At 71.4% G+C, this 26109-nt stretch carries 15 protein-coding genes, 2 pseudogenes and 1 riboswitch; of the genes and pseudogenes, 6 read left to right on the top strand and 11 right to left on the bottom strand.

What is annotated here, in order from left to right:
- Nucleotides 1–5: 5 nt before the first annotated feature.
- The 3 genes from AB0I81_RS33115 to AB0I81_RS33105 all read right to left on the bottom strand — a co-directional run bounded on the left by AB0I81_RS33115 (nt 6) and on the right by AB0I81_RS33105 (nt 2275).
- On the bottom strand, nt 6–746 hold the full coding sequence (locus tag AB0I81_RS33115; protein WP_360664585.1) for an ABC transporter ATP-binding protein: 741 nt from the start codon (nt 744–746) through the stop codon (nt 6–8).
- On the bottom strand, nt 743–1291 hold the full coding sequence (locus AB0I81_RS33110; protein ID WP_360664582.1) for a PadR family transcriptional regulator: 549 nt from the start codon (nt 1289–1291) through the stop codon (nt 743–745). Before AB0I81_RS33110 ends, AB0I81_RS33115 begins: the two co-directional genes overlap by 4 nt.
- 189 nt (nt 1292–1480) lie before the next feature.
- Nucleotides 1481–2275, bottom strand: a complete 795-nt coding sequence (locus AB0I81_RS33105; RefSeq protein WP_360664579.1) for a hypothetical protein — start codon at nt 2273–2275, stop codon at nt 1481–1483.
- A 303-nt stretch (nt 2276–2578) separates the two neighbouring features.
- Between AB0I81_RS33105 and AB0I81_RS33100 the strand changes: the two genes are divergently transcribed.
- Nucleotides 2579–3616 (top strand): GTP-binding protein, encoded by a 1038-nt coding sequence (locus AB0I81_RS33100; RefSeq protein ID WP_360664576.1) that lies wholly within the window; start codon nt 2579–2581, stop codon nt 3614–3616.
- Nucleotides 3617–3723: 107 nt separating this feature from the next.
- Here AB0I81_RS33100 and AB0I81_RS33095 read toward each other — a convergent pair whose 3' ends face one another.
- From AB0I81_RS33095 to AB0I81_RS33080, 4 genes are all read right to left on the bottom strand, one after another.
- Complete coding sequence (locus AB0I81_RS33095) at nt 3724–4050, bottom strand: hypothetical protein (RefSeq protein ID WP_360664573.1); 327 nt, start codon at nt 4048–4050, stop codon at nt 3724–3726.
- A gap of 246 nt (nt 4051–4296) precedes the next feature.
- Nucleotides 4297–5295 (bottom strand): ABC transporter substrate-binding protein, encoded by a 999-nt coding sequence (locus AB0I81_RS33090; RefSeq protein ID WP_360664570.1) that lies wholly within the window; start codon nt 5293–5295, stop codon nt 4297–4299.
- A gap of 83 nt (nt 5296–5378) precedes the next feature.
- Nucleotides 5379–6158: an ABC transporter ATP-binding protein gene (locus tag AB0I81_RS33085; RefSeq protein ID WP_360664567.1), complete on the bottom strand. Its 780-nt coding sequence runs from the start codon at nt 6156–6158 to the stop codon at nt 5379–5381.
- A gap of 20 nt (nt 6159–6178) precedes the next feature.
- On the bottom strand, nt 6179–7237 hold the full coding sequence (locus AB0I81_RS33080) for an iron ABC transporter permease (protein WP_360664561.1): 1059 nt from the start codon (nt 7235–7237) through the stop codon (nt 6179–6181).
- Nucleotides 7238–7276: 39 nt separating this feature from the next.
- Nucleotides 7277–7443, bottom strand: a riboswitch (cobalamin riboswitch).
- Nucleotides 7444–7492: 49 nt separating this feature from the next.
- On the opposite strand from AB0I81_RS33080, the pseudogene AB0I81_RS33075 reads away from it, so the two are divergent.
- Together AB0I81_RS33075 and AB0I81_RS33070 are read left to right on the top strand one after the other, a co-directional pair.
- Nucleotides 7493–7765: pseudogene (locus AB0I81_RS33075) on the top strand (ABC transporter permease); the annotation flags it as partial.
- 198 nt (nt 7766–7963) lie between these two features.
- Nucleotides 7964–8455: a hypothetical protein gene (locus AB0I81_RS33070; protein ID WP_360664558.1), complete on the top strand. Its 492-nt coding sequence runs from the start codon at nt 7964–7966 to the stop codon at nt 8453–8455.
- A gap of 12 nt (nt 8456–8467) precedes the next feature.
- Here AB0I81_RS33070 and AB0I81_RS33065 read toward each other — a convergent pair whose 3' ends face one another.
- Together AB0I81_RS33065 and AB0I81_RS33060 are read right to left on the bottom strand one after the other, a co-directional pair.
- Nucleotides 8468–9124 (bottom strand): response regulator transcription factor, encoded by a 657-nt coding sequence (locus AB0I81_RS33065; protein ID WP_360664555.1) that lies wholly within the window; start codon nt 9122–9124, stop codon nt 8468–8470.
- 13 nt (nt 9125–9137) lie between these two features.
- Nucleotides 9138–11180, bottom strand: coding sequence for a histidine kinase (locus AB0I81_RS33060; protein WP_360664552.1), 2043 nt, complete (start codon nt 11178–11180; stop codon nt 9138–9140).
- A 192-nt stretch (nt 11181–11372) separates the two neighbouring features.
- Between AB0I81_RS33060 and AB0I81_RS33055 the strand changes: the two genes are divergently transcribed.
- Complete coding sequence (locus tag AB0I81_RS33055) at nt 11373–15926, top strand: hypothetical protein (RefSeq protein WP_360664549.1); 4554 nt, start codon at nt 11373–11375, stop codon at nt 15924–15926.
- A gap of 147 nt (nt 15927–16073) precedes the next feature.
- Nucleotides 16074–16640, top strand: coding sequence for a dihydrofolate reductase family protein (locus AB0I81_RS33050; protein WP_360664545.1), 567 nt, complete (start codon nt 16074–16076; stop codon nt 16638–16640).
- A gap of 120 nt (nt 16641–16760) precedes the next feature.
- On the opposite strand, the pseudogene AB0I81_RS33045 reads toward AB0I81_RS33050, so the two are convergent.
- A pseudogene (locus tag AB0I81_RS33045) lies at nt 16761–16817 on the bottom strand (hypothetical protein); the annotation flags it as partial.
- Nucleotides 16818–17019: 202 nt separating this feature from the next.
- Between AB0I81_RS33045 and AB0I81_RS33040 the strand changes: the two are divergent.
- On the top strand, nt 17020–17193 hold the full coding sequence (locus AB0I81_RS33040) for a hypothetical protein (RefSeq protein WP_360664542.1): 174 nt from the start codon (nt 17020–17022) through the stop codon (nt 17191–17193).
- Here AB0I81_RS33040 and AB0I81_RS33035 read toward each other — a convergent pair.
- Nucleotides 17185–25863, bottom strand: a complete 8679-nt coding sequence (locus AB0I81_RS33035) for a SpvB/TcaC N-terminal domain-containing protein (protein ID WP_360664539.1) — start codon at nt 25861–25863, stop codon at nt 17185–17187. The genes AB0I81_RS33040 and AB0I81_RS33035 overlap by 9 nt on opposite strands.
- Nucleotides 25864–26109 lie beyond the last annotated feature (246 nt).

Below are 26109 nucleotides of genomic sequence, written 5' to 3'. Positions count from 1 at the left end.
GCCGTTCAGCCCTCCAGCCCGATCAGCCCGCCGAGCCCGCGCGGGTGGGCGCCGGCCAGGCGGGTGTCGTCGACGAACATCCCGTCGCGCATCGACACCAGTCGATCGGACGTGGCGGCGACCCGCTCGTCGTGCGTGACGATGACCAGGGTCTGCCCAGCGGACCGCAGCTCCTCGAAGATCCTCAATACCTCGATCGTGGCCGTGCTGTCGAGGTTGCCGGTGGGCTCGTCGGCCAGGATGACCAGCGGTTCGTTCGCCAGCGCGCGGGCGATGGCGACCCGCTGGCGCTGCCCGCCCGACAGTTGTGACGGCAGGTGCCGGGCGCGCGCCGAGAGCCCGACCCGTTCCAGCAGGACGCCCGCCCGCCGCCTGGCATGGCGCGCCGAGCGCCCGGCCAGCAGCGCGGGCAGTTCCACGTTCTCCGCCGCCGACAGCTCCTCCACCAGGTGGAACGCCTGGAAGATGAACCCGACCGACCGGCGCCGCATACGCGCCAGAGCCCGCTCGCTCAGGTGGTCGATACGCTGCCCGGCCAGCCACACCTCCCCGCCGGACGGTCGCTCCAGGCCGCCCATGAGGTGCAGCAGGGTCGATTTCCCGCAACCGCTCGGGCCCATCACCGCCAGCATCTGCCCCTCGGGCACGTCCAGGTCGACCTCGTCGACCGCGCGTACCCGGCTCTCTCCTTGACCGTGCTCCTTCACCAGGTCACGGACCTGGACCACGGCACTCGGCTCGTTCACACACCCTCACCTCTGTGATCGGCTCGCGGGGTGCCGGCGCCGGACCAGACTCGTTCGCAGGCTTCCAGCCAGCGCAGGTCCGCCCGCAACCGCAGCACGACCCCTTCCAGCAGCAGTACGGCCTTCGAGCCCGCCGGTTCGGCCATAATCGCCTGCTGCCCCTCGCGCAGACGGCGCAGCAGCTCACGGCGCTGCGCCGCGATGAGGTCTGCCGGGTCGGCGAGCCATGCCGAGGCCGCGGCGACCAGCTTGAGATGGAACTCCGCCAGATCCGGCCTGGGCCGGCCAACCTCGGCCAGCCACACCGCCACCCGCTGCTGCCCGGCCGGCGTCAGCGCGTAGACCTTGCGATCCGGCCGCTCGGGCCGGCCGTCCGCGCGCTCGCAGACCACCAGCCCGGCCTTCTCCAGCCGGGACAGGGTCACGTAGATCTGGCCGGGATTCATCGACTCGCCCAGCGGGCCCAGGCTCCGGCGCAGCCGGGCGCGCAGGCCGTACCCATGCGACGGCTCCTTGGCGAGCATCGCCAGCACTGCGTCCTGCACGGCACCCCCTAACGGTTAGCCAATAGATAGCGGCTATCCGTACGGCGCGTCAAAACGCCACTCATGGAGATGCCATGCGGACCTCGCGCCGTTCGTCGAGCTCGGCTACTTCGTCTGCGCCACCCGAGCCAAGGCGAGACGGCAGGTCATCCGCCACATCGAAGGGTTTTCTCCAACCGCCGGTGCCGGTCAGTCGGAGGCGGCCTGTAGTGCGGCGGCGATCGGTTCGAGCCCCGCGATCAGCTCGTCGAGTTCGTCGGCGCCGAGCACGTCGTACGCCGGTGCCGCCAGCTCATCGGTGAGGTCCTCGATCCGTTCCTTGATCCGGCGGCCCGCGTCGGTGAACTCGCCGTTGCCGTCCACGAGACCACGACCGCGCAGCCCGTCGACGGCCGCGTCCAGCTGCGCCTTGGGCAGGTGGTGGATCCGGCCGAACTCCTCCGCCCTCATCCCGAGGGAGAGAGCGACGAGGACATGGGCCTGCGTCCCGCTGATGCCGTGGGTGACCAGGACGGCGTTGTGGCCGTCCCCGCGGTGTTCGCGCAGCAGCGTCGCCGCGTGCCAGAGCTTGGCGACCGGCTCCTCGGGCACGTCGAGCGCCCGGAGCCCGGCGTACAGCGCTCGGCCCTCGGTTGGCGCGCTGACCGCTGCCCGGGTGGCGAGGTCGGCGACCCGCACCAGGCCGGGGGAGTCCGCGAGCTCCCCGATCATCTGCCGCAGAGCGGCGGCGCTGCTCCGCTCGCGTACGGCGATCGCCTCCTGCGGGGTGGTCTTGCCCCAGACCCAGGGGATGTGGCGCGCCACCTCGCCGTCAGCGAAGTTGTAGAAGACCGCGTGCACGACCTCGGCCGGTGCCAGTCCCAGCGGCGCGGCCCGGCCCGCGAAGTATCCATCCCAGTAGTTGCGCATGCCGAGAGCCAGGAACGCCTCGTTCGGCACCTCGGAGAAGGTGATGGTCCCGATCGGCTCGACCAGCTCGAACATACGGTGGATCTTGGCCCGCGGGTGCGACATCGTCGGCATCTCCTGTGGTCGTGACCGCGCCATCGTAGGCGGCCTCTCACCCTGGCTACGAACAACACGGCTCCGATCCGACACCGCCTCCCGGATTATCCGAAGAACCTTCCCCGGAGAACCGGCCGACTACCGGTCAGAAGGACCAGCTACGGCTCCCGGTCACACCAGCAGCGTGTCGCGGCGTGATGAATGCCATGGGGAGCCGCTTGCCCTTACGCGGCATATATCCTGATATTGATAACCATTTTCGCAGCGGATGGAGAAACTCGCGTGTCCACTCCCGTCGTCCTCGTCGCGGGCCTGCATGACACCGCGCGAACGCTCACCGTCGACCGGCTGCTCGCCGAACACCCCGGATCTCTGGCGATCCGGCGACCGGCGGAGGAAGGGCACGAACTGCTGCGGCGGCTCGTACGGCACGCGCCCGCCGCCACAGTGCTGGTGGTGGACCTGGGCGCCCATGCGGAACCTCGCCCCGTCGCCGAGCTGATCGACCGGGACGCCGTCCGGAGCGCCCTGCGCCTGACCGCCGTGGTCACCGCGGTGGACGCCCGGCACCTGCCGATCGACATCGCCCGCGGCGATCGCGTGGATCCCGCCTCGGCCGGGGCCGACGAGCGGCATGTGGCCGAGGTCCTCGCCCGGCAGATCGAATACGCCACGGACCTCGTCCTGGCGGGCGGGGACGCCGAGGACGTGGAGTTGTCGGCGGCGGTGCTCAGACATCTCACTTTCTGCACCCCGATTCACCACTGGTGCGACGGCCTGCCGGTGGTGAGCGGTCCGGCGCTGTGCACGCGGGAACTGGCCGATCGGGTCGATCCCGCCACGGCCCGGCTGCCGTGCGAGTGCCGTACCGGCGAGGTGACCACGGTCGTCTGGCATCGGCTACGCCCCTTGCATCCGCTGCGCCTGTTCCACGCCGCGGAGCTGTTGGCGGCCTGGTCGGTGCGCAGCCGGGGCCGGTTCTGGCTGGCCAGCCGTCATGAGCGGCTGCTCGGCTGGGACGGGGTGGCGGGGGAGATCTCGGTGTGGGATGCGGGGCGGTGGCTGGCGGCGTCGCCGGCCGCGGCCTGGGACGCGGTCTCGCCGGCTCGACGCGCTGCCGCCGCCCTCGACTGGAATCCGATCATGGGTGACCGCGTTCAGCACCTTGCCTTCGTCGGTCCCGACCTCGATCGCGAACGCATCCATGACCTGCTCGACTCGTGCCTGCTCACCCGGGAGGAAGCGGTGGCCGGTTCGGACGTCTGGAGCGCGTACGACAATCCGTTCGCCCTGATCCTCGATGTCGACGAGGTCGTATAAACACGAATCGGCAAGGACTGTTCACCGCGCCCCGGAGCGGGCGCATGGCAGAGGACGTTCGTGGGTGCCCGAGGGATCGCGGGCACCCACGAAACAAGGTCGCAGGATCAATCCAGGTGGGCGACGAAGGCTCCGCGCTGGTCGGTGAGGTCATAGGCGCGCAGCTCACGGCGCGCCCGACGACGGCTGCGGCGGCGCTCCTCGCGGCACATGTAGGTCCACTCCCGGTGCCCACCCTTGGATTTGCGGACGAGCACGTGGTAACCGGGCAGGCCCCAGTAACAGCCGCTCCGGCGCCAGTTCGCGCTGTCGATGGTGATCTCGTCCGGCAGGGTGCACGGCTCGAAACGATGATCATGTACGGGCACGCAGGTTGTCAGTGGCGCGTCGGCCATCCGCACCCACCAGGGCCGGGTCTTGTCGGTCTTGCTCATACGGTCACCTTTCGGCTCCGTGACGCCCCGGGCTGGGGCCGTCGCTACACCGGGTGCACCGTGATCACCTCCGACTTCACACATGACGCAAGACCGCGAGCGACAACTCTCGCGAGAACCTGATCTCGACACTAGCGCCAGTCGCGGGAACGCGCGCATATCAGGCGACGCCCGCCAGGAGCAGCACGGGAACGGGTGGCCCGCGACCTGCTGTGCACAACCTGGCTCGCCAGGCTGTCCTGCGGCTCAGGGCTCCAGAGCATGTGCCGGTTCGAGGTCGCTCGCGGGAACCAGCTTCCACTTCTCCAGCGACTTGCGGAGATGCTCGGCCGCGTCGGCGTTCAGCGGGCTGCTCACCCAGGTCACCACGGGGAGGCTGAGGAAGCGTCCCTCCTTGACCGCGGGCAGGTCCTTGGTCGCCGGGTTGCTCTTCAGCACCTGGATCTTCTGGGCCACCGTCTGTCCCGGGTAGTCCGAGAACGCGATGAAGTCGGGCCGAGAGGAAACGAGTTTCTCCCACGACACGCTCGTCCAAGACGTCTTCAGAGTGCGGAGCGCGTTGCGGCCCCCCGCGGCGGAGATGATCCGGTCCACCGGGCCCGCCGACCCGCTGGAGTAGACGTTCTTGTCGCCGCGGTCGAAGAGGAAGACCGTGGGAGGCGTGGCCGCCTGGGGTGCCGCTTCGAGGGCGGCGAGCCGCTTCTTGATGGCGTTGATCGCCGTGTCGGCGTCCTGCCGATGATCGGTGATCTTGCCCAGGTTGCTCAGGTCGCCGTACAGGGTGTCCCAGCTGGACGCGGTGCCTCCGTCAACGAGTGCCGGGCAGGTGTCGGCCGAGGCGTACACGGCGATCTGCCGGTTCGACGCCGCGTCGGCCACCTGACCGGCCGCCGTGACCATGACGTTCGCGCCCGACGCGACCACGGCTTCGACCGTCGCGTCGCCCTTGCGCGCCCGAGGAAGACCGTCGATCACCGCGTCTCCGTGGACGGCACGCAGCAGCCGCTGGTCACCGTCGTAGGTGCCGTACCCGGCGATGCGGTCCTGAGCGCCGATCGCCAGCGTCATCGACAGCAGTCCACGCCAGGCGTCCACGTAGACCCGCTGCCCACCGGCGGGGAACCGCACGTCCTTGCCGCAGGACGCGACGGTCACGGTGGAGGCGGCCGCCTTGCCGGTCGCGGTGCCGGCTGCCTGGCCGCCGCCGGCACAGCCGGTCGCCATGAGCGCGAGAACGGCGGGCATGGCGAGAATTCTGCACATACGGGCGGAGAGCGGGCTCATGGCGGGCCGTGGCCGGTGACGAACGGATTCAGCGGGATTCTGCGTCATGGTGATGCCTTCCTGGTGGGGTCATCCGGATCGAAGCCGTCCCCGAGGACGAGATGCGTCCGTCCGGTGGCCGGGTCGGTGACATGCGCGGCAGGGACGCCGTAGACCTTCCGCACCACGTCGGGCGTGAGCGCGCGCCAAGGCGTGTCCACGGTCAGCACGGTGCCCGCGTGCAGCACCGCGACCTCGTCGAAGCAGGTGGCGGCCAAGGACAGGTCGTGGACGGCGGCCACCACGGTCCTGCCGAGGCGGCGTACGGTCCGCAGCAGCTGGACCTGGTGGCGGATGTCGAGGTGGTTGGTCGGCTCGTCGAGGACCAGCAGCTCCGATCGCTGGGCCAGGGCACGCGCGAGCATGACCCTGCGCCGCTCGCCCCCCGAGAGCCGGCCGCACCGCCGGTCGACGACCTCGGCGAGACCGACGGCGGCCAGCGCGTCCAGCACGATCCGGCGCTCGGACCGCCCGCCCAGCGCCCAGGGCGGGCGGTGCGGAATCCTGCCCAGCGCCACCATCTCGCCCACCAGCAGGTCCTCGGAAGGGGTTTCCTCCTGGGCGACGTACGCGATGAGCGCGGCCCGCCGCCGGGCACGCAGGTCGGCGACGTTCTGTCCGCCGATCGTGACCTGGCCGGCCGCCGGCCGGCTCAGGCCGGTCAACGCTCTGATCAACGTCGTCTTGCCGCTGCCGTTCACTCCGACGATCGCGAGCATCCGCCCGTACGCCACGTCGAGATCGACATCCGACAGGATGGTGCGCCCCGCGACCTCACACCGCACGCCGCGGCACCGCAGCCGCATCACCGGCCGCCGGTGAAGGTGTAATGGCGGCGGCCGAGCAGGACGAGGAAGATCGGAGCTCCGACCAGCCCGGTCACCACGCCGAGGGGGATCTCCTGCGGACGGACGAGCACCCGCGCCACCACATCCACCCACACCATGAACAACGCGCCGCCGAGCGCCGCCACCGGCAGCACGACCCGATGCCGGGCACCCACCAGCAGCCTGGCCAGATGCGGGACGACCAGGCCCACGAAACCGATCCCCCCGGACACCGCGACCAGGACGCCGACCAGGACGGACGTCAACGCGAACAACCCGATCCGCAGGCCCCGCACCGGCACACCCAGCCCCGCCGCCACGTCCGCCCCGGCGCCGAGGGCATCCAGCCAGGCATGGACGCCCATCGCGACCGCGCCCGACGCGACGACCACGAGCAGCGGTGGCATGATCTGCGGCCACGCCGCCCCCGACAGGCTGCCCAGCAGCCAGAACAGCACCGACTGGGTCGCGTTCGGGTCGTCGGTGAAGAACACCAGGAAACTGGAGAGCGAGGAGAACGCCGCCGACATCACCACCCCGGTGAGGACCAGTCGCAGCGGGGTCAGCCCGCCCTGCGCCGCCGACACCCCGAACACCAGCACCGCGGCCAGCAACGCCCCCGCCAGCGCCCCCAAGGACAGGGCCCAGACGCCCAGGCCGCCGAGCACCCCCAGCACGATCACCGCCGTCGCCCCGACACCGGCGCCCGCCGAGACGCCCAGGAGATAGGGGTCGGCCAGGGAGTTGCGCACGAGCGTCTGCATGCAGGCGCCGGCCAGCGCCAGCCCCGCGCCGACGATCAGTGCCATCAGTACCCGGGGTCCACGCAGATCCCACACGATCGTGTCGTAGATCCGGTCCGGGGCCGGCGAGCCGGTCAGCCGGGTCCCCAGCACGTCGAGGACGCCACCCAGCCGCAACGGCTCCGATCCGAAGGCGAGAGAGACGACGGCGCTGGCCGCGGTGGCGAGGACGAGGGTCACGAGCAGAGCGGCGAAAGGCACACGACCGTCCGGGGTCGTGGGAAGACGTGGCATACCCGACTGCTTTCGTCTGCGGCTCAATCGCGAAGCCGGTACGGCGACATGCGAGTCAGGAGGTTTTCGGACTCGGGTTCACTCCGACGAGGTCCCTTCCCAGGCCTGGCGGCCCAGTGGTCTCCTACCTCGCCAGTCACCCTCACCGCTGCGCGACAGCTCCGGATTCGCACCGGATTCCCGTGCCTGACTCGGCACAAGTTATAACAGAGGCGACAAAGCTGCTCACGCGCAGGGGGATGTGAATTCGGCGGGCGGCGATCCCTCGGCGCGACCAGAGGGGACATCCGCCTGCAGTTCCTGTCGGAGGCGATCCTGCCGGCCACGCTCGGCGGTGCCGCCGGGACGGCCTTGGGGGTTCTGGCCACCACGATCTATGCCCATATCAAGGGCTGGGCCACGGTGGTGCCGCCGCCGGCCTGGGCGGGCGGGCTGGGCGCGGCCATCGCCATCGGCGCCATCGCCGGGCTGCTTCCCGCCATGCGCGCGGCCCGCATGCGACCCACCGAGGCACTGCGGACCGTCTGACCTGCCCGGACCGACCATCCTGAGACCGCTATGCCCTCCTTCGATGGGGTCAATCGACTGCGCCTCGTTGTCCCGGGAGGAGCCGGGACAGGGCCGGGCCTTTCTGCCCTGCCGCCCGGGACGGCGTGCGGCTGACAGTGGGACGTGTCCAGCGGGACCGGACACCGGCCCCGCGCCATCGACACCGAGGAGATCACCATGTCCGCATCACCCGTCAGCCGCACCGCTGCCGCGTTCACCGTCGCCGTCGCCATGCTGGCCGGCGGCCTGATCAGCACCGCCTCACAGGCCACCGCGTCACAGGCCACCGCGTCACAGGCGGCCGAGGAGCAGGCGGCCGAGGAGCAGGCGGCCGAGGAGCAGGCTCGGCGCGGCTGCGTCAAAGTCGGCGCCAAGTCGCTGTACGCCGACGGGGTACGCGCCGCCACCGTCAACGACTACGACTGCGGCGCGACCGAGTACGCCCAGCTCTGGGTCTGGACGTCGTTCAAGAAGAGCCGCACCGCCACCTGGTCGGCCGACGTCTACGTCGAGCGCAAGGACGGCGTCCGCTTCAACTCGGTGAACTTCTCCAACGTCCGGCACCAGGACATGCGCTCGCACAACCGGGCGGTGACCCCGCCGTCGCGCGGCTGCGCCGACTTCAGCTACGGAGGCCGTACCGTCACCGCGTGTACGCCCTTCGTCTGAGCCGCCGCCCTTTCACCCGCCCAGGCCGGCCTCGCGCGCCCGGATCGCCGCCTGGGCGCGGTTGGGGACGTGGAGTTTGTCCAGCAGTCTGGAGACGTTGTTGCGGATCGTCTTCTCCGACAGCACCAGGGCGCGCGCGATGCGGCGGTTGTCGAAGCCGCGGGCCAGCAGATCGAGGATCTCCCGCTCCCTGGCGGTCAGCGTGGGGAAGGCCTCCCGGCAGGGGACGGAGTGCACCGCCGTGAAGAACGCCGACAACCGTTCGGCGGTACGCGGGCCCAGGCTCGCGCCACCACGGGCGACCGTGTGCACGGCGCGCAGGATGTCCTCGGCGCCGGCGTCCTTGACCAGATAGCCGCGCGCTCCGGCGCGCAGGGCCGCCACGACCGTGTCGTCGGTGTCGGACATCGTCAGCACCAGCACAGCCGGAGCGGCGTCGGCGTCGGTGGTGAGGCGGCGCGTGGCCTCGATGCCGGAGCCGTCGGGCAGGCAGAGATCCATCAGCACCACCTGGGGGCGCAACTGCCGGACCAGCTCGTACGCCGTGGCCAGATCGCCCGCCTCCCCGGCCACCCGCAAGCCGGGATCGGTGTCCAGGACGTGCCGCAGCCCTTGGCGGAACATCGGGTGGTCATCGACGATCAGTACGGTCAACGGCTCATCGGGCATGGGCGGCGTCCTCTCACGGCAGGTGCAGGGGCAGGCGGGCGCGGACGATGGTGCCGCCGCCCGGCCCCGGGCCGAGCGTCAGGGTGCCGCCGATCTCCTCGGCCCGGTCGGTCATCGAGCGAAGCCCGACGCCTTCGCGGGCCGGGACCGCGGGCAGGCCGGCGCCGTCGTCGGCGACGCGTACTTCCAGCCACGGGCCCGCGATCGCGGCGGTCAGGTCGATGCGGTCCGCGCCGCTGTGCCGTATCGCGTTGGTCAGGGCCTCGGCGGCGATGCGGTACGCCGCCGCCTCGGTCGCGGCCGGGAGCGCGGGCAGCGCGGCGGGCAGACTGGTGTGTACGTCGGCGCCGAAGCCGGCGGCGAGGTGCGTCAGCGCGGCGGGCAGGCCCATGTCGTCGAGGGCCGGTGGACGCAGGTCCTCGATGATCTGGCGGATCTCGCGCAGGCACCGCGTGATCTCCCCCGACACCTCGCCGAAAATGGTGGCGACGGGTGAGCCGGCGTCGAGGGTGCGGCGGGCGGCGTCGAGCCGCAGCCCGATGCCCGCCATCGAGGGGCCGAGCCCGTCGTGCAGGTCGCGGCGCAGCCGGCGGCGTTCCTCCTCGCGGGTGGTGACGATCCGCTCGCGGCTGGCCAGCAGGTCGGCGTGCAGCCGGAGCGCCGCGATCACCGGCGCGGCCTGGGCGGCCAGGTCGTTGATCGCCGCGCGGTCACGGGCGTCGAGCGCCGCCTCGCCAGGGCGGGCGGTGATCGTCAATGTGCCGACGTGCCGCGCCCGGTGGTACAGCGGTAAGCCGAGCGCGGCGCCGTCGCCGGTCTCACCCACGCTGGCCAGGGTCCGCGGCCCGCTGCGCGTGGGCATGGTCAGCTCGGCGGCCGGCAGGCCCAGCCGCTCGACCACGGTGCGGCACACGATCATGGCCACCTCGCCGGAGTCGTGCTGATCGCGCAGCTGGCGGGCCAGCGCTCTGACGGCTTCGTCCGGGCTGTTCCGGCGTCCGTAGAAGAGCAGGTTCGTGGCCCGCCACAGCAGGCCGGCGAGCGGGCGCACGAGCAGCGCGGCCACCGCCGCGGCGGGTGCGGGGCCCGCTGCGGGGGCCAGCTGCTCGATCGTCAGGGCCAGCGCCCGGTACGTGATCCACAGGCCCAGCGCCAGCCCTTCCAGGACGAACAGCAGCCGTGCCACCCGGATCACCGGGCTCAGCCGGGCCGGGGCGGCGGCCACGATCGCGATCATGGCGATGCCCAGCGTACTCGGCCCCTGGATGAGCAGGTCGGGCCAGTAGCGGGTGTCCAGGCCTCTCGCGTGCGGCAACATGGCGTAGACGGTGGCCACCGTCCAGTAGTACGCCTGGCACGCCACCATGGCCCGCATCCGCAGCCGCTCGGCGCCCTGCGTACGGGCGGCCCGGCGGGCCAGGGCGAACGCCGCCGCGGCGGCCACGATCCTGGGCATCCAGATGACCGGCTCGCCCAGGGCTCCCCACCACGGGTGTTCGGCGGCCATGGCTTGTGAGGTCCATTGCCGATCATACCGGTCGCGGCCGTACCAGGCGAGCGGGGCGAGGTAGAGCGCGTGGACGACGGCCATGCCGATCGGGACCCACCACAGGCGCCGGCGGGTGAGCCGACCGCCGGGGTAGAACAGCGGCAGCACGGCGAGCGCCCCGTGCTGGGCGAAGATCGCCACCCCGCGCAGCACCGCCAGCGGGCCGCCCGCCATGAACGCGCCCGCGCCCTCGCCCAGCTCACGCAGCGCCTGGCCGAGCCCCGCCAGGCTGAGGCCGGCCGAGGCGATCAGCAGCACCAGGCCGACGCCGTGCCGGGGATCGCGCCGTAGCACCGTCCAGGCGGCGACGGCCAGACCGGCGCCCAGCCCCAAGCTGCGGGCGAGCCAGGTCCGGGTGTCGGCGACCAACCCCAGAGCATCGTCGGTGACCATCACGGCGATCGCGCAGCCGGCGAAGGCGACGGTGGCGGCGGTCAGCGCGGCGGCGGGCAGCCGTGACGGCCACCGTACGGGCTCGGCCCGGGCACTGACCACCTGCGACAACACAGCGTAATTATATGAGCCCGTACGGTAGCGGAACGGCGATCGCGTCAGAGGCGCGACTCCACCTACGAAGAGCGCATGCGCCACCTGTGAAAGGTGGCCGGCCGCCGTCCAGGTGCTCGGAAACCGCACGATGGCCGACATTCGGCGTTCCTGCGGCGTGATGATGACGGCTGCGGACGCGATATCCGATATGTGAACGGTGAGCAGGAGGCAGCGGATCCCTCGGCGTCGATGCGCGGTGGAGTCGCCCGGTCGGTGCGTTCGGCCAGGGAACGGGCACGGGGGTGGACCCCGCCGATGTTGCTCGCGGTGTTGTCGGCCGGGGCGTTCGCGCCGTTGCTCATTCCGGCGCTGGGCGGGTCGGCGCTGGCCGTGGCGGCGATCGGGGCGGTCACCGCGGTCGGCGGAAACCTGCTGACCGACGTGGTGAAGGCCGGTCTGGAGAGCCTTGGACGCGAAGACGGCGAGCCGTCGCGGGAGGATCTTGAGAGTGAGCTGGAGCGCCGCATCCGGGTGGCGCTGGAGGCCGGTGGACCGGACGCCGCCGAGCTGCGCGCCGAGATCGCGCGACTGCTGCGCGAGCACGGGCTGGTCGGCGCGGCGATCGAGGAGGCCGTCAGAACCGGAAACCGAGAGCTGCAGGCGGCGCTGACCGAAGGGCTGTCCGAGCTGGGCGCCGAGTTCGCCGAGTTCGCGTTCGTGCTCTCGGAGGTCGATGACCGGCTGAGGTCGATCCGCGAAGGCGTGGACCAGCAGCGGGCGCAGCTGCAGGTGGCGGTGGGCCTGCAGTACCGGCAGGCCACCGACACCCGGCTGCTGCTGGAACGGCTGGCGGTGATCGAAAGGCGGACGCGGCCGGCGGACGCGACGGAGGAGCCCGATGGGCCGGGCTGGTCGGGCGGGAGCCCGTACAAGGGGCTGGCCACGTACGGGGAGGCGGACGCCGAGGTGTTCGCCGGACGCGAGGTCCTCACCGCGCAGCTGGTCAGCACCTTGTCCGAGCGGCTGGCCAGGCCCGGCCCGGTGGTGGTGACCGGCGCGTCCGGAGCGGGCAAGTCCTCGCTGCTGCGTGCCGGGCTGTTCGCGGCGATCGCGCGGGGCGACCTGTCGGAGCAGGCACGGCACTGGCCACGGCACGTGATGGACCGGCCGACCCGCTCGCCGCTGTCCGTCCTGGCCTCGTTGCTGGCCGCGCTGGCCGGGGTGGACGCCCCGACGGTGCTGGAGGCGCTCAAGCACGCCCCGCAGAACGCGGCGTTGCTGGTCCGGCAGGCCGTGGACACCGACGCCCGCAGGCGGGAGCTGTCCACCGAGGTCGCCGCCGGCTGCCGGCTGATCCTGGTGGTGGACCAGTTCGAGGAGGTGTTCACGGCCGAGGGCGAGGAGGCCGCCGCCGAGCGGGCCGCGTTCGTCGCCGCGTTGCACGCCGCCGCGACCGTTCCGGCCGGTGGCGCCGGCCTTCCCGCCGCGCTCGTGCTGATCGCGGTACGGGGCGACGTGATCGACAAGTGCGCCGGCCACCCGCAGCTCGTGGCCGCCTTACGGGAGGGGCCCTTCGTCCTGGGCCCGATGACCGAGCCCGAGCTGCGGGCCGCGATCACGGTGCCGGCCCACGCCGCCGGGCTGGACATCGAGGCCGGCCTGGCCGAGACGATCCTCGGTGAGCTGCGCTCCTCGGCCGGCACGTTCGACGCGGGTGTGCTGCCGCTGCTGTCCCAGACGATGCTGACCGTCTGGGAGCACCGCGAAGGCCGCCGGCTGACCCACCGGGGCTACGCCCTGACCGGCGGCGTCACCCATGCCGTCACCAGCAGCGCCGAAGCCGCCTACGACGGACTGGAGCCCGCCCGGCGGGAGCTGGCCCGCCAGCTGTTCCAGCGGCTGACCACCGTCTCGGCGGAAGTGCGGCTGGCCCGCCGTCCGGTGGCCCGCACCACGCTGACGCAGATGAAGGGCGGCGCCGCGCTGGATGAGGTAGTGGAGGTGTTCGCCCGGCGCCGCCTGATCGTCATCGATGCGGGAGCGGTGCACATCGCCCATGACGCCCTTCTGCAGCACTGGCCTCGCCTGCACGGATGGCTGGAGGCCGACCTCACCGGGCACGCCCTGCGCAGCCAGCTGCTGGAGGATGCCGAGGAGTGGGACCGTAACGGCCGCGACCCCTCCTACCTGTATCGGGGCGAGCGGCTGGCCGCGGTCCTGCACGCCGGATCGCGCTGGGAGGCCGATACGCTCGCCGGCGCCCCGCGCCTGTTCCTGGACGCCGGCCTCCGCGCGGAGGGCCGCGGCAGGCGACAGCGGCGCCTCACGCTCATCGCTCTGTCCGCGCTGCTCCTGGCCGCCCTCCTGCTCGCCAACGTCGCCCTGGTACAGGGGAACGCGGCACGCCAGCAGCGCACGGTGGCCCAGGAACAGCAGCGCGTCGCCCTGGCCCGCCAGCTCGTGGCCAAGGCCGAGGCGGCCCTGGACTCCGACCCCCGGACCGCGCTGATGCTCATGGTCGCCGCCCACCGCGTCCACCCCGACGCCGAGACCTACTCCTCGCTGCAGGAGGCGATCACCACCACGCCGTACGCCGGGCAGATGACCGGCGTCGGCGACCGGATCTATACGCTGGACTATTCCTCCGACGGCCGCTACCTCGCCGCCGGTTTCATCAACGGCACGATCATGTTGTGGGATCTGCGCGACCCGCTGCGGCCTCGGCAGATCGGCTCGCCCTTCATCGCGTTCGAGTCCCCCGCCATCGTCACCTTCTCGGCCGACCACAGCCGGCTCGTCACCGCCAGTACCGTCGGCGACGTCGTGATCTGGGACGTGCGCGACCCGGCACGGCCCCGCAAGCTGGGCACACCGGTGGCGGGCAAGAGGTACCGGCAGGGCGGCACGTGGATGTCGCCCGACGGGACCGTGCTGGCCACCTCCTGGAAGGATCAGCCCCGGCTCCAGCTCTGGGACCTGCGCGAGCCCGGGCGGATCCGCAGGCTCGGACGTGCGATCGACGTCACCGCCGGGCAGGCATCCGCCCGGTATGTCTCTGCCCTGACGTTTTCCGCGGACGGCGCCACGATCGCCGCCACCGCGGGCGACAAGAACCCGGTGACGCTCTGGGACATCGGCAACCGCACGGCGCCGCGGCTACTGGGCCGCATCCCGTCCCCGCCGAAGGATGTGGTGGACAATCTCGCCTTCTCGCCCGACGGCAATGTGCTGGCCATCAGCGGGACCCTTCGCGGCATCGCGTTGTGGAACGTACGCGACCCCGCCCACCCGCAGACCGCCCGTGACCTCATACGCGTCCAATACGGCTCCCAGGTGCGGTTCTCCCCGCGCGGCGCCACACTGGCCACGACCGGCGGCCGCGACACCGGCCTGCTGCTGTGGGACGTCACCCACCCCGACTTCCCCGGCCGGACCGAACGGCTGACCGCCGGGCGCAACGACATGACCATGACGTTCTCGCCGGACGGCCGCATGGTCGCCAGCGGGAGCGAGGACGGCCGCGTCACTCTCTGGAACCTGGGACGCGCCGGCCGCCCGCGCGCCTTCGGCCCGCCGTTCGTCGGGCACCAGGAGGGCCGCTACCGCGACATCTACGGCCTGGCCATGTCGGCCGACGCCACGATGATCGCGACCAGCGGCCGCGACGCCACCGTCGAGGTGTGGGACATCGCCGACCGCGCCCGGCCGCACCGGCTGGCCGTGCTGAAAGGACACACCGGCGAGGGGATCGAAGGTGTCGCCTTCGCCCCCGACGGCAAACTCCTGGCCACCGGCGACGTCGACCAGAACGTCTTGTTGTGGGACCTGACCGACCGCGCCCATCCGCGCCGCCTGGAAGCCACGCTCAGCGGGCAGACGAACATCATCCGCTCCATCCTGTTCTCGGCCGACGGCCGGACACTCGTCGTGGCCGGCGACCAGGCGACGATCCTGTGGGACGTCCGGGAGCCCGCCCGGCCCCGCCAGATCGCACACCTCCTCGACAAGGAGGGCGTGCTCGCCATCCGGCAGGTGAGCGACGGCCGCACGCTGGCCGTCGTCCGCGGGTCCGGGACGTACTCGACGCCCACCACCACCGCCGTCCAGCCGACGATCTCGCCCACGCGGACCGATGGCAGCCAGGACGCCGCGGCGGTGGGACGCCCCCAGCCGACCGGCGGGCCGGGGGACCCGAACGGCGCCCGGTTGTGGGACCTCACCGACCCCCGCCGTCCCCGCCGCCTCGGCCCGGGTCTCGTCGGTCACGCGGCCGCGGTGCAGAGCGCGGCACTGTCACCGGCGGGCGACCTGCTCGTCACCGGTGACCGGAACGGGGTGGCCATACTCTGGGACGCCAAGGACCCCGCGCACGTGCGGCGCCTCGGCGATCCGCTCACCCCGCACGGCAGCCTCATGTCGATCAACATGGCGTTCGCTCCATCGACGGGCATCATGGCGACGGGAGGCATCGACGGCAACGCCTACCTGTGGGACCTCGGCAACCGGATCCTGCCCCGAAGACTCGGCACGGCACTGGCCGACAACCTGGACACCGTCGGGCACATGGTGTTCTCCACCGGTGGCGAACTACTGGCCACCGCGGGCGTCAGGGGCGACGTCGTCCTGTGGGACCTGCGGCCGACGTACGAACTGCGCGCTCACCTCGACGAGACCGCCTGCCTGGTGACCGGCGGCGGCCTGGATCGCGACCAGTGGGCCCGCTACCTCTCGACCCTGCCCTACCAGGACACCTGCTCCCAATGACAGGACCCGGACGGCCCCCGCAGCCGAACAGCGCGCCGGCTGCGGTGAGGCGGGGCGAGCCGATGTCGCTTCTGTACAAGCCCGGCGAGGCCGCCCTTTCCTAGGCTGGTGCCGAGATCGTGGGCGGCGTCATGAAGGAGATCCCAGATGGGCAGGATCGTGCTGACGGAGTTCGTCTCGCTCGATGGCGTGGTGGAGGCGCCCGGCGGGGAGGAGTTCAAGTACCCGGACTGGAGTTTCGCGTTCGATCGTGGGCCCGATGGGGAGAAGTTCAAGGAGCAGGAGGCGTTGGGGGCGGCGGCGCTGCTCCTCGGCCGGCACACCTACGAGGGGTTCGCGTCGGCCTGGCCGCAGTACGAGGGCGAGCTGGCCGACAAGTACAACAGCATGCCGAAGTACGTCGTGTCGAGCACGCTGACCGAGCCCGCGTGGGGCGAGACCACTGTGTTGCCCGGCGACGACCTGCCCGGTGGCGTGGCGCGGATCAAAAGGGAGATCGACGGCGACGTGTCCGTGGCGGGGAGCATCCGGCTCGCGCACGGGCTGCTCGCGCATGACCTGGTCGATGAGATTCACCTGATGACATTTCCGGTCATCCTCGGGTACGGCCGCAAACTGTGGGCGGACACCCCGGACCAGTCGGCGTGGCGGCTGACCGAGGCGACGACGTACGGTGACGGGGTGCTCGTCACGATCTACCGTCGGGCGCGGTGAAACCGGCGTTCCGCGCCGCCGACCGCCTCGTTGACCGCCGGGCAGCGGCTCGTGGTCGGGCAGGTTGTCGAACAGCCTTCGTCCCTGCCCGAGCAGGACCGGTACGACGTGCAGTTCCAGTTCGTCGAGCTGCCCCGCCCGCAGCAGCGCCTGCGCCGCCCCGGCACCGTGCACCATCACCTCCCCGTCCCCGGCTGCCGCGCGGGCCTGTGCGGCGCACGTGTGTACGTCGGTGACGTAGCGGACGCTGCCCGGTGGCCGGTCGTCCGGGACGTTGTGGGTCAGGACGAAGAGGGCCCGAGCGCGCACCCGGGCCGGCCGGTGGCTGATCGTCCGGGGCTCGCTGCTGAATGACGGCCCGGAAGCGCAGGTCGCGGTGATGCTGGAAGCTGCTCGCCCGGCCGAGATGGCGCCCCTGATGGTCGATGCCTACGGCAAGCAGATCGCCGGTCGGCTGCACGTGTCGTCGTACACCGTGCAGGACCACCTGAAGATGAAGTCGCAGATGAAGGAGAAGGCCTGCCCCGGAGGGCAGGCCTCTCCGTCAGGGTAACTGCGAGGGATCGTCGACGATCGCGGGATCGGGATCGCCGGCGGTGTCGGGCGGCGGCGGGAGGATGGTGTTACCCGGGCCCTGCTCGAAGAAGGGCACCGGGCCGCCCAGCGGCAGGACCGGCTGGAACCCCGCACCCCGCGCCACCAGGCCCCGGGCGACCGCGTTCGCCGGGGTCATCGGCCCGACCGCGATCGTCGGGTTGTTGCGGTCGCCGCCGACCTCGTAGACCATGGCGTGCCAGAGTGCCACGCCCCGCTGGTCGGCGTAGTCGGCAGGGGTCTGCCTGGGGGAGATGAACAGGTCGAAGATCGAGCGCGTCCTCTCCGAGAAGCCGCTGTTGCTCGTGGAGATGAGCACGACGTACGGCGGGAAGTCGGTGCGGTGGCTCTCCTCCTGACCGCGGATGGCCGCCGCGTCGATGAGGCCGCGGATCTGGTGGTCGCTGTAGTCCAGGCCGATGCGCCGGTTGACGGCCTTAACCTCGTAGAAGGTGTACCGGGTGATGAAGTCCCCCCCGGTCGGGACACCGTTGACCATCCTGCCGACCAGGAGGCCGCCGACGATGTCCGGCACCACACGGGTGAACGAGCCGCCGGTGGCCGTCGCGCGCTGCGGCGACAGGAAGTACTCGGTGTTCTTCACCGTGCCGAGCACGTTCATCAGCCTCATCGAGCGGATGACCGCGGCCTCGAAGTGCCTGCCCATCACCGCGTGCCTGTCGCGGTAGATGCCGTGCGCGCTGGCCAGGCCCATCAGGCGCCGGGTGTCGATGGCCTGCCGGCCGTCCGGGTCGATGAAGCCTGTCGGGTTGTTGTGCGCGTACGAGTACGCCGACAGGTTCTTCGGCTCGTTGTCGGTCAGCGGGTCGGCCGGGTCGGCGGACTGCCAGAGGCTTGACCTGGGGTCGTACTGGCGGGCGCCGTAGTTGTAGTACCCGGTCTCCTCGTCGAACTCCTTGCCGGAGAACAGGTACGGGTTCTTCTCCCCGGGATGCTCGTCGACCCAGGTCTCCCCGGTGGGGAAGTAGTCGACGTGCTCGGCCAGCTTCCCTGCCGCGTCGGTGCCGAAGCCGGTGGAGCCGAGGCGGTCGGCGTGGTAGTAGAACTGGTCCTTCTCGTAGGAGCTGCCCGATTTGGCGGTCTTGGACGCCAGCCTGGTGGTGCCGACGAAGACGTGCTTGAACTCCGTCCGGTTGCGCACCGTGTAGTGCTGGTTGGGGTGGAGGACGGTCTGCGGGCCGTCCTTGACCACCCGGGTGCCCTGGTCGTCGTAGAGGAAACGGACCGTGGGCGGTTTGCCCGGCTGGTAGCAGGACGCGGGGGTCTGCGGCATGGTCTCGTTCTTGGCGTGGTCGTGCACGCAGGCCAGGCGGTTGTCCTCGTCCCAGATCTGCTGCCTGCGCGGGCCGCCCGAGACCTGCGTGACACGGTCGACGAGGTTGCCGTCGGCGTCGTAGCGCAGCCGGTCCTGGCCGATGGTCTCCGGCGCGTGCGGCCGTGAGGTGAAGTCGTAGGTCTGGCTGTAGGTGGTGTCCTTCTGCACCTGCTCGTGGCCGTCACCGACCTTGATCACGTGCCGCTGGCTCTTGGACGTGAGGTTGTGGAGCTGGTCGTACGACATCGACAGCTCGTACGAGTCGGTCTTGTTCGCCGCGACCTGGTACTCGCCCCGCGCGCCCGTCAGGCGGTAGAGGCTGTCGTAGGTGAAGGTCTGGCTGGTGGGCCCGCCCAGCCGGGACTGGTCCGACGGGCCGGGCGGCTGCGTCTCGTTCTTGGCGGACGTGAGGTTGCCCACCTCGTCGTAGCCGTAGGCGAGGTTCTGGAACGCGTACCCGCCGGGAAGCGTGGCCTGGAGCCTGGCCAGGCGCCGGTCCTCGGCGTCGTAGGCGTAGCGGGTCTCGGTGCCGTTGCCTGCGACGAGCAGCACCCGCTCGTCGAACTTGTCGTAGTCGAGCCGCTTCAGATAGGGGTAGGTGTAGCCCTTCTTGGCGCCGGTGGCCGATTCGACCAGGCCGCCGCTGTTGTAGGTGTACGACAGCACCTCCCCGTCGGGGTAGGTGAGCTTCAGTACGCGGCCGAAGGCGTCGTAGCGGTAGGCGGTGGTGTAGGAGTCGTCGTGCGAGCCGTTGCCGGGCAGCGACTTGCTCTCCTCCACGACCTCGCCGAGCGGGCCGTACTTCCTGAACGTCTCGCCGGCGCCGTCCTCGATCTTGATGATGCGGCCGGCGCCGTTGGCGGTGGCGTCGGGGCCGCCGTAGGTGTAGCGGACGTCGTTGCCGGTGAAGACCGGGTAGTCGATGGTGACGAGCCGGTCGAAGTCGTAGGTGTAGGTGACCTCCGACCGGTTGGCCTTCTTGGTGATGTTGCCCGCCAGGTCGTACGACCAGCGGGTCACCCCGCCGTCGGGGATGGTCGCCGAGGTGCGGCGGCCGAGGAGGTCGTACGTCGCCAGGGTGCTGTTGTTCTTGTGGTCGGTCGCCCTGACGAGCTGGCCCAGCGCGTCGTAGGCGTAGGCGGTCCAGATGCCGCCCTGCTCCTTGACAGACGTGGCCAGGTTCCTGACGTCGGCGAACTTGGCCCGCTCGTTGCCCTTCGCGTCCCTGGTCACCGACTCGAAGCGCTGGATCCCGGCCCGGTCGTCGCCGAAGCCGTAGGTGTTGGTGGTCCTGGTCTGGTCGGGGAGCACCGTGCTGGTCGTGCGGTCGAGCACGTCGTAGGTGACGACGGTCGGGGGCACCGGGTCGAACGCCGGGTTGAGCGTGGTGTTCGCGGCGCCCTTGGGCTCGGTGAGCGGGTAGTGCTGGCGGACGACGCGGCCGAAGGCGTCGAAGACGCTCCGCCCGGACACCGTCATCACCGCCACGCCGTCCACGGTGGCGTCCTTCTTGGTCTGGATGACCCGGCCGAGGCCGTCGGTGAAGGTGATGGTGTCGATCGTGTCCGGCTTGACGTGGCCGGTCGCCGCCCTGTCGAGATGGCGGGTGACGGCGTACGGCACGGCGGCGTCGGAGTGGTACTCAAGGGTGATCGTCTTCTCCTGGCCGCTCTCGTGCGGCCCTGTCACGGACGCGATGCGGCCGACGGCGTCATGCGTGTAGCGGATGACCTGGCCGTTGAGGTCGGTCTGCGTCGTGGGCTGGCCGAAGCGCAGGTCGTAGGCCGACGACGAGCGCAGCCCGAAGCTGTCGGTCGTGGAGGTCACGTAGCTGCCCGTGACCGGGTCGTAGGTGAAGGTGAGCCGGTAGCGCTGGCCCTTGTGGTTGGCCGGCCCGGTCAGCTGTTTGACCATGCCGGTGTCGAAGTAGGTGTAGTCGCTGATCGCCGTGGTGCCGTCGGTCGCCTTGGCGAGGTGCCTGGTGGTGGCGCCGGTGGCGCAGTCCACCTCCGACTCGCGCTGGCGCATGACGGCTCCGCCGCCCTCGATCTGGACCTTCGTGGCGATGCCCACGAGGTAGGTGTCGGGGCAGGAGACGTACGAGATGGTCGTCTCGACGTCGTCGATCGAGCCGGCGTCGGCGCGGTCCAGCGATCGCACGACGTTGCCGAAGGCGTCGTAGGACATCTCCGTATAGGTCGTCTTGCCCGGTGCGTCGCGTCCCTCGTACCAGGCGCGGTCCGTACGGACGAGGCGCGGGAAGATGCTGGCCGACGCGCTCTTGCCGTCCACGACGCGCTCGGCCCCGACGTCCCACAACTCGTAGCGGTTGGTGGACTCGTTGAAGATCGCGCCGGTGCCGGTGGTCACCCGCTCGCGCCTGACCAGGCCGCGGGTGTAGTAGCTGCCGGTCTCGAACTCGCGGGCGGTCGAGCGGTAGAGGCTGCCGTCCTCGGCCACGTCGGAGGCGACCAGGCTGGTGTAGCCCAGGAACTCCCTGTTCAGGCGGTCGTAGACGCCGCCCGCGTAGGTGAAGGAGCTGCGCTGGGCGTCGGGGCCGTCGCCCGGGTGCCCGTCGCGGGTGGTGGTGGACGCCAGCACCCAGCGGGACTCGGGCAGACCGTAGGTGTTGCCGTCACGCCGGTAGTCCAGCTCGATCGTGGAGCCGAGCGGCCGCTGGACGGTACGCAGCAGGTTGGTGCGGCCGGTACGGTTCGCCGCGACGGTCAGTTGGTTGTCCTTGGTCGAGGCGACGTGGTCGACGTTGCCGTCGCCGTCGAGGTCCCGCAGGGCCTGCTCGGGGCGGCCGGTTCCGGTGCCGGTGTGCCCACCAGGGTTGATGATCACACAAACGGCTATGAAGCAATGAGAAATCCGGAAATATCCGGCGGCGTCCACCTTGGCCGACGCGTCCGCGTTCAACCCCGCCAGGCTCCCGCCGAACTCCACAGGAGCGGCGAACCCCGCGCCCGTGTTGAGCGCGACCCTGATCGGCGATCCGGCGAACACCCGGTCCGCCAGCCCGTCACCGTTGACGTCCGCCAGGGACTCCTTGACCTTCGACGCGCCGTTGCCGAACGAGCCGCCCCCGCCGAACCCGTAGAAGTCCGTCTCGAAGCCGATGTTCAGCCCGCTGTTCTCGGTCTCGCCCGCGTTGAGTTTGCCGCCGGGCCACGGCTCGGGCGCGGCGAAGCGGTAGCCGAGGTTCAGCGCCGCGCGCCCGTCCTCGTACACGCGGTCGGGCAGCCCGTCGCCGTTGATGTCCAGCAGGTCGGACTCGGCGTCGGAGGTGCCGCTGCCCAGCGACCCGCCGATGCCCAGCGGCGGCATGTCGTTGCCCGACTTCGACGTGCTCGCCGAGCCCGAGCCGGTCGGGGCGGCCTGGCCGCGCCCGGTGGTGATGGTCCTGGCCGCGCTGCCGGCCCTGGCGTTGCCGACCACGTTGCGCGAGGAGCGTACGCCGTCACCGGGCAGGTCGCCGCGGGTGGCGCCGAGCACCCCGCTCGGGTCGGTGTACTGGATGCCCTCCGTGCCGACCACGTCGGGGAAGCTGTCGCCGTTCATGTCGAGGTAGTCGAGCTCGCCGGTGCTGGTGCCGTCGGCGATGCTGCCGCCCACCGAGCCGACCCCGCCGCCGACGCCGCCGGTCAGCGAGATCTGCCGGGAGCGGGAGATCCGCGGCACCGCGCGCACGTCCTCCAGGTCGGCGGCCGCCGGGAGCCCGATGGACGGCCCGCCCAGCCGCGAGCTGGACACCGATCCTGCCGCGACGAACGAGAACTCGCTGGAGCCCCACCTGCCCTGCTCGGGCTGCGGGCCGAAGACGATCACGTTCGGCGGCTTGATCCGCGGATCGGCCTCGAACGCCGCACGGTCGCGCTGCGGGTCCACCGACTTCGGCAACTGGTCGGCGTAGTCGTCGCTCACGGCGAGATCCGCCTGCTTGACCGGCTGCTCGGCGCGGTCCTTGTTACCGTTGTAGCCGATCACGCTCCAGCCCCGGTACGACCGCGGGAACACCCCTTCCGCGACCGCCCGGTGCAGCGTGCCCGGCACCTCGACGCCGCCGGCGTTCACCTGGTGGCCGGTGACCTGCCCGGCGAACGCCGGGTCGGCGACGGAGAAGTCGAAGTACAGCCCGTCGCCGGGCGACGTCTCGACCTGCACCTGCGTGTCCGCGGGCACCTGCCCGTCGGTCACCGTGATCGCCTTCTTCGCCAGCAGCGCCCCGGCCTTCTTGACCGTGAAGACGACCGTGCCGCTGCCGCCGCCGACGGTCAGCGTCGGCGTGACGGTCAGCGTGCCGCCGGCCTCCACGACGTGCGGCCGCACCGGGCCCGCCGCGTCGTTCACCGAGTAGGTGTCCACGTCGAAGGAGGGCCTGAACGTCAGCTCCGACTCCGTGGAGGTGTAGCGCGCCTGCGGCGCCCACGAGATCTGGGCCAGGTCCACCGGCGAGTCCACCCGGATGCGCCAGCTCAGCTCCTGGTCCTTGGTCACGGGGATGTCGGCGGTGATGTCCACCGCCCCGGTCTGCGCGGCCGGGATCCGCCTCTCGACCACGGTCTCGTCGCCGCGCGTCACGACCACGGTGATGTCGTCGCTGGTCGCGGCCTTCTTGGTGAGCGCGCCGCTGAGGTGCAGGGTCCCGTCTACGGGCGCGGTCACGGTGGTGGCGCGGCCCGCGAGCGTGAAGTCGGCGGAGGCGGTGTAGCGGTGCTGCGGCAGACCGTTGGCGTCGGGCACGTCGGGAAGGCCCGCGTACGTGATCACCGGGTTCCACGACACCTGGTCGGCCGTGCCGTCGTACACCGAGCCGACCCGGAAGTAGAGCCGGTCGCCGCGCTCGACCTGGATGGCGTCGACGCCCGCGGGGGCGTGCTCGCCGTGGTCGTCGGCGGCGATCCTGGCCGACCAGAGCTCCTGGTCCTCGTGCTGGATCGCCACCCGCACGCCGTCGGGCGTGCCGGGGTCGGCCTGCTCGCCCTGGCCGGGCGGCAGGGTGACGGCGCCGGTGACGCTGACCGTGCCCGCGAACGGCGCCTCCCAGCGGCGCAGGCTGTCCACCAGCGGGAACGACTCCTCACGCCGCTCCCTGTCGGCCCGGTAGTCGGCCAGGATGCCGTCCGGGTCCACGGTGCTCGACCCGATCGGCACCGGCGTGTCGGCCGCGGAGCCGTAGACGGGCACGCCGTCCTCCCCGACCCGGCCGAACCGCACGTTCCCGCCGTCCACCAGGTCGGAGATGCCGTCGCTGTTGACGTCGGAGAAGTACCTGCCGGTGGTGGTGAAGGCGTCGATGTAGTCGAGCTGGGCCGCCACACCGCCGAGATAGCCCTCGACGCCGGCCGTGCGCGTGCTGGAGCTCTCGCCGAGCACGCCCGGCAGGCCGCGCAGCGGCACCGCCCGATCGGCGAAGGCCGGCCGGCCGTTCGGCCCGGAGAGGTTCTTGCGGTAGGAGATGCCGTCGCCGGTCTTGAACACCTTGTCCGGCAGGGTGTCGCCGTCCACGTCGACCAGCGCGAGCAGGCCCTCGTCGCTGCCGCTGGCGAAGCCGGCCTTGACGCCGATGGAGCCCGACTTGGAGCGCCGGAGGCCGACACCCACGTAGAGGTGGCCGCCGGTCTCGGAGGAGACGGTGCCGCCGAGCGCGCTGGCGTCGCCCGCGCCCTGGCGGATGCCGTTGACCACGTCGTTGCCCAGGCCGTCGGCGGGGGAGGTCCAAGGCACGCGGGCGAAGGCGTCGTACGCGCCCGCGGCGTCGCGAATGTCGTCGAAGTAGCCGAACTCGTGGGCGGCGAAGCCCCGGCCGTTGGCGTCGAACTGGGTGACGGAGGTGAGCAGCGTCTTGCGGAAGGCGCCCTCCTTGTACCCGAACTCGTAGCGCCTGACGAGCTGGTCGCCCAGCTTGACCTCGACCTTGCGCAGCAGGTCGGCGACCACGCGCTTGAATCCGCCGCGCGCGTCGATCGTCACGTCGGCACGGCGGGCCTCGGACAGCTCGCGGTCCCGCGTGAACGTCACCGAGTACGGCCCGTCACTGTCGCCCCGGCCCGTATAGTTGATCTTGGTCAGGTAGAGGTTGCGCCCGGGCACGCCGCCGCCGGCGACGCCGGGGTCCTGCTGCACCGCGTACCGGTAGCGGACGGTGTTCCCGTGCGGGTCGCGGACCTCACGCAGCGCCCAGGTGAAGACGTTGCCCTCGTCGTCGGCGAGCACCGCGCCCTCGCCGCCGTACGTCGAGCGCTTGCCGGACTTGTCGGTCACCTCCCACACGTACGTCTTGGGCGAGCCGCCCTTCCTGACGATCTTGGCGAAGGAACCCTCCACCCGGCTGTGGAAGACCCGGTCGGCCACCCTCTCCCGGGCCGGCCCGGTGTGCGCCACGGGAGTGAGCTGCTCCCCGTTCACCATGTAGGTCTCGGTCTCGGTGCCGGTCGCGTAACGCGGCACGCCCCACCGGGTGTCCACGCTGATCGCCGGTGCCGCCAGGTCCCATCCCACGCCCAGCCAGCCGTTGCCGGCGGTGGAGGAGTAGACGACCTCCAGCGCGGGTTGCAGCCCCGCACGCCCGTTCGGCAGCTCCAGCGGGTACGACAGGTTCGCGTCACCCGTGCTCTGCGCCACCGGCGCCGAGATCTGGTTCACGCCCGTCGCCGGGTTCGCCGCCTGCATGCCCTTGATCCGCGTGGGGTCGAACGACACCTGCTCCGGCGCCTCGGGCGCGGTCACGACGGCGTTCACCATGTCCGTGAAGTGGTCGGTGCGCGAGACGACGACCTGCCGCGTCTCGTCCACGCCGGCCCGTTCGAGCGCGCGCCAACAGCCGCCGGGCACGTCGAAGTAGTAGGTGCGCACGTCGTACGGCGTCATCCCCGCGGCCGTGAGCGCCGCCGGGTCGTAGGGCAGCTCGACCGTGATGGGCTCGGCGAACGTGAACGGCGTCGGCGTGAACCGGTAGCCGCGCTGGGGCCCCATGGTGACGTTGTCCATGCCGGAGCCGAGCGCGGGCAGCTCGGTCTCGCTGAGCGGGGTGATGCCGATGTCGGTCGCGGCGCGCAGGGCGCCCTTGCCGATCTCCAGGCGGGCGCCGGCGTGGGTCACGCCGGCGGCGGCGCCGGGGCGGGCGGGCGTGCGGAAGGCTGGCGCCGCCGCCTGGCGGGCCGTGGCGCCGCCAGTGGTGGCGCCGGCGGGGGCGCCGGCGGGGGCGCACGTGTCAGAGCCGGTGAGTGGGATGTGGGAGGAGGAGACGGCGGCGGACCGCGCGCCTCCCTGTAAGGAGGAAGCTGCCACGGCCAGGCATACGGCCGTGATGAGAAGACGACGGATCGGGCGCATCCGGAACCCCCAGAACAGGGCGTTATATGCCGCTGTCTCATGGCATGTCATCGACAGCCGGCATGGAGGGGAGTGCTGCTGCTGTGCATGGCCGCGGAGGTGCGCGAGTGATCACTCGCCATCAGGAAACAGGAATGCGAGATTGCTGTCCAGACTTCCGGGCGCACTTGTGTAAGCGCTTCCCGTCAAGGCGCCCCGCCC

It is taken from the genome of Nonomuraea sp. NPDC050404 (assembly GCF_040655495.1).
In the GTDB taxonomy this organism is placed as follows: Bacteria; Actinomycetota; Actinomycetes; order Streptosporangiales; family Streptosporangiaceae; genus Nonomuraea.
Note: the sequence above shows the minus strand (reverse complement) of the source record. Positions and strands in the feature narration are given on the sequence as shown.

Bases quoted from the DNA above. Each gene is read 5' to 3' on its own strand.
- AB0I81_RS33080 (WP_360664561.1), bottom strand. From the start codon at position 7,237: ATGCCACGTCTTCCCACGACCCCGGACGGTCGTGTGCCTTTCGCCGCT.
- AB0I81_RS33095 (WP_360664573.1), bottom strand. From the start codon at position 4,050: ATGAGCAAGACCGACAAGACCCGGCCCTGGTGGGTGCGGATGGCCGAC.
- AB0I81_RS33070 (WP_360664558.1), top strand. From the start codon at position 7,964: ATGTCCGCATCACCCGTCAGCCGCACCGCTGCCGCGTTCACCGTCGCC.
- AB0I81_RS33065 (WP_360664555.1), bottom strand. From the start codon at position 9,124: ATGCCCGATGAGCCGTTGACCGTACTGATCGTCGATGACCACCCGATG.
- AB0I81_RS33050 (WP_360664545.1), top strand. From the start codon at position 16,074: ATGGGCAGGATCGTGCTGACGGAGTTCGTCTCGCTCGATGGCGTGGTG.
- AB0I81_RS33105 (WP_360664579.1), bottom strand. From the start codon at position 2,275: ATGTTCGAGCTGGTCGAGCCGATCGGGACCATCACCTTCTCCGAGGTG.
- AB0I81_RS33090 (WP_360664570.1), bottom strand. From the start codon at position 5,295: ATGCCCGCCGTTCTCGCGCTCATGGCGACCGGCTGTGCCGGCGGCGGC.
- AB0I81_RS33040 (WP_360664542.1), top strand. From the start codon at position 17,020: ATGCTGGAAGCTGCTCGCCCGGCCGAGATGGCGCCCCTGATGGTCGAT.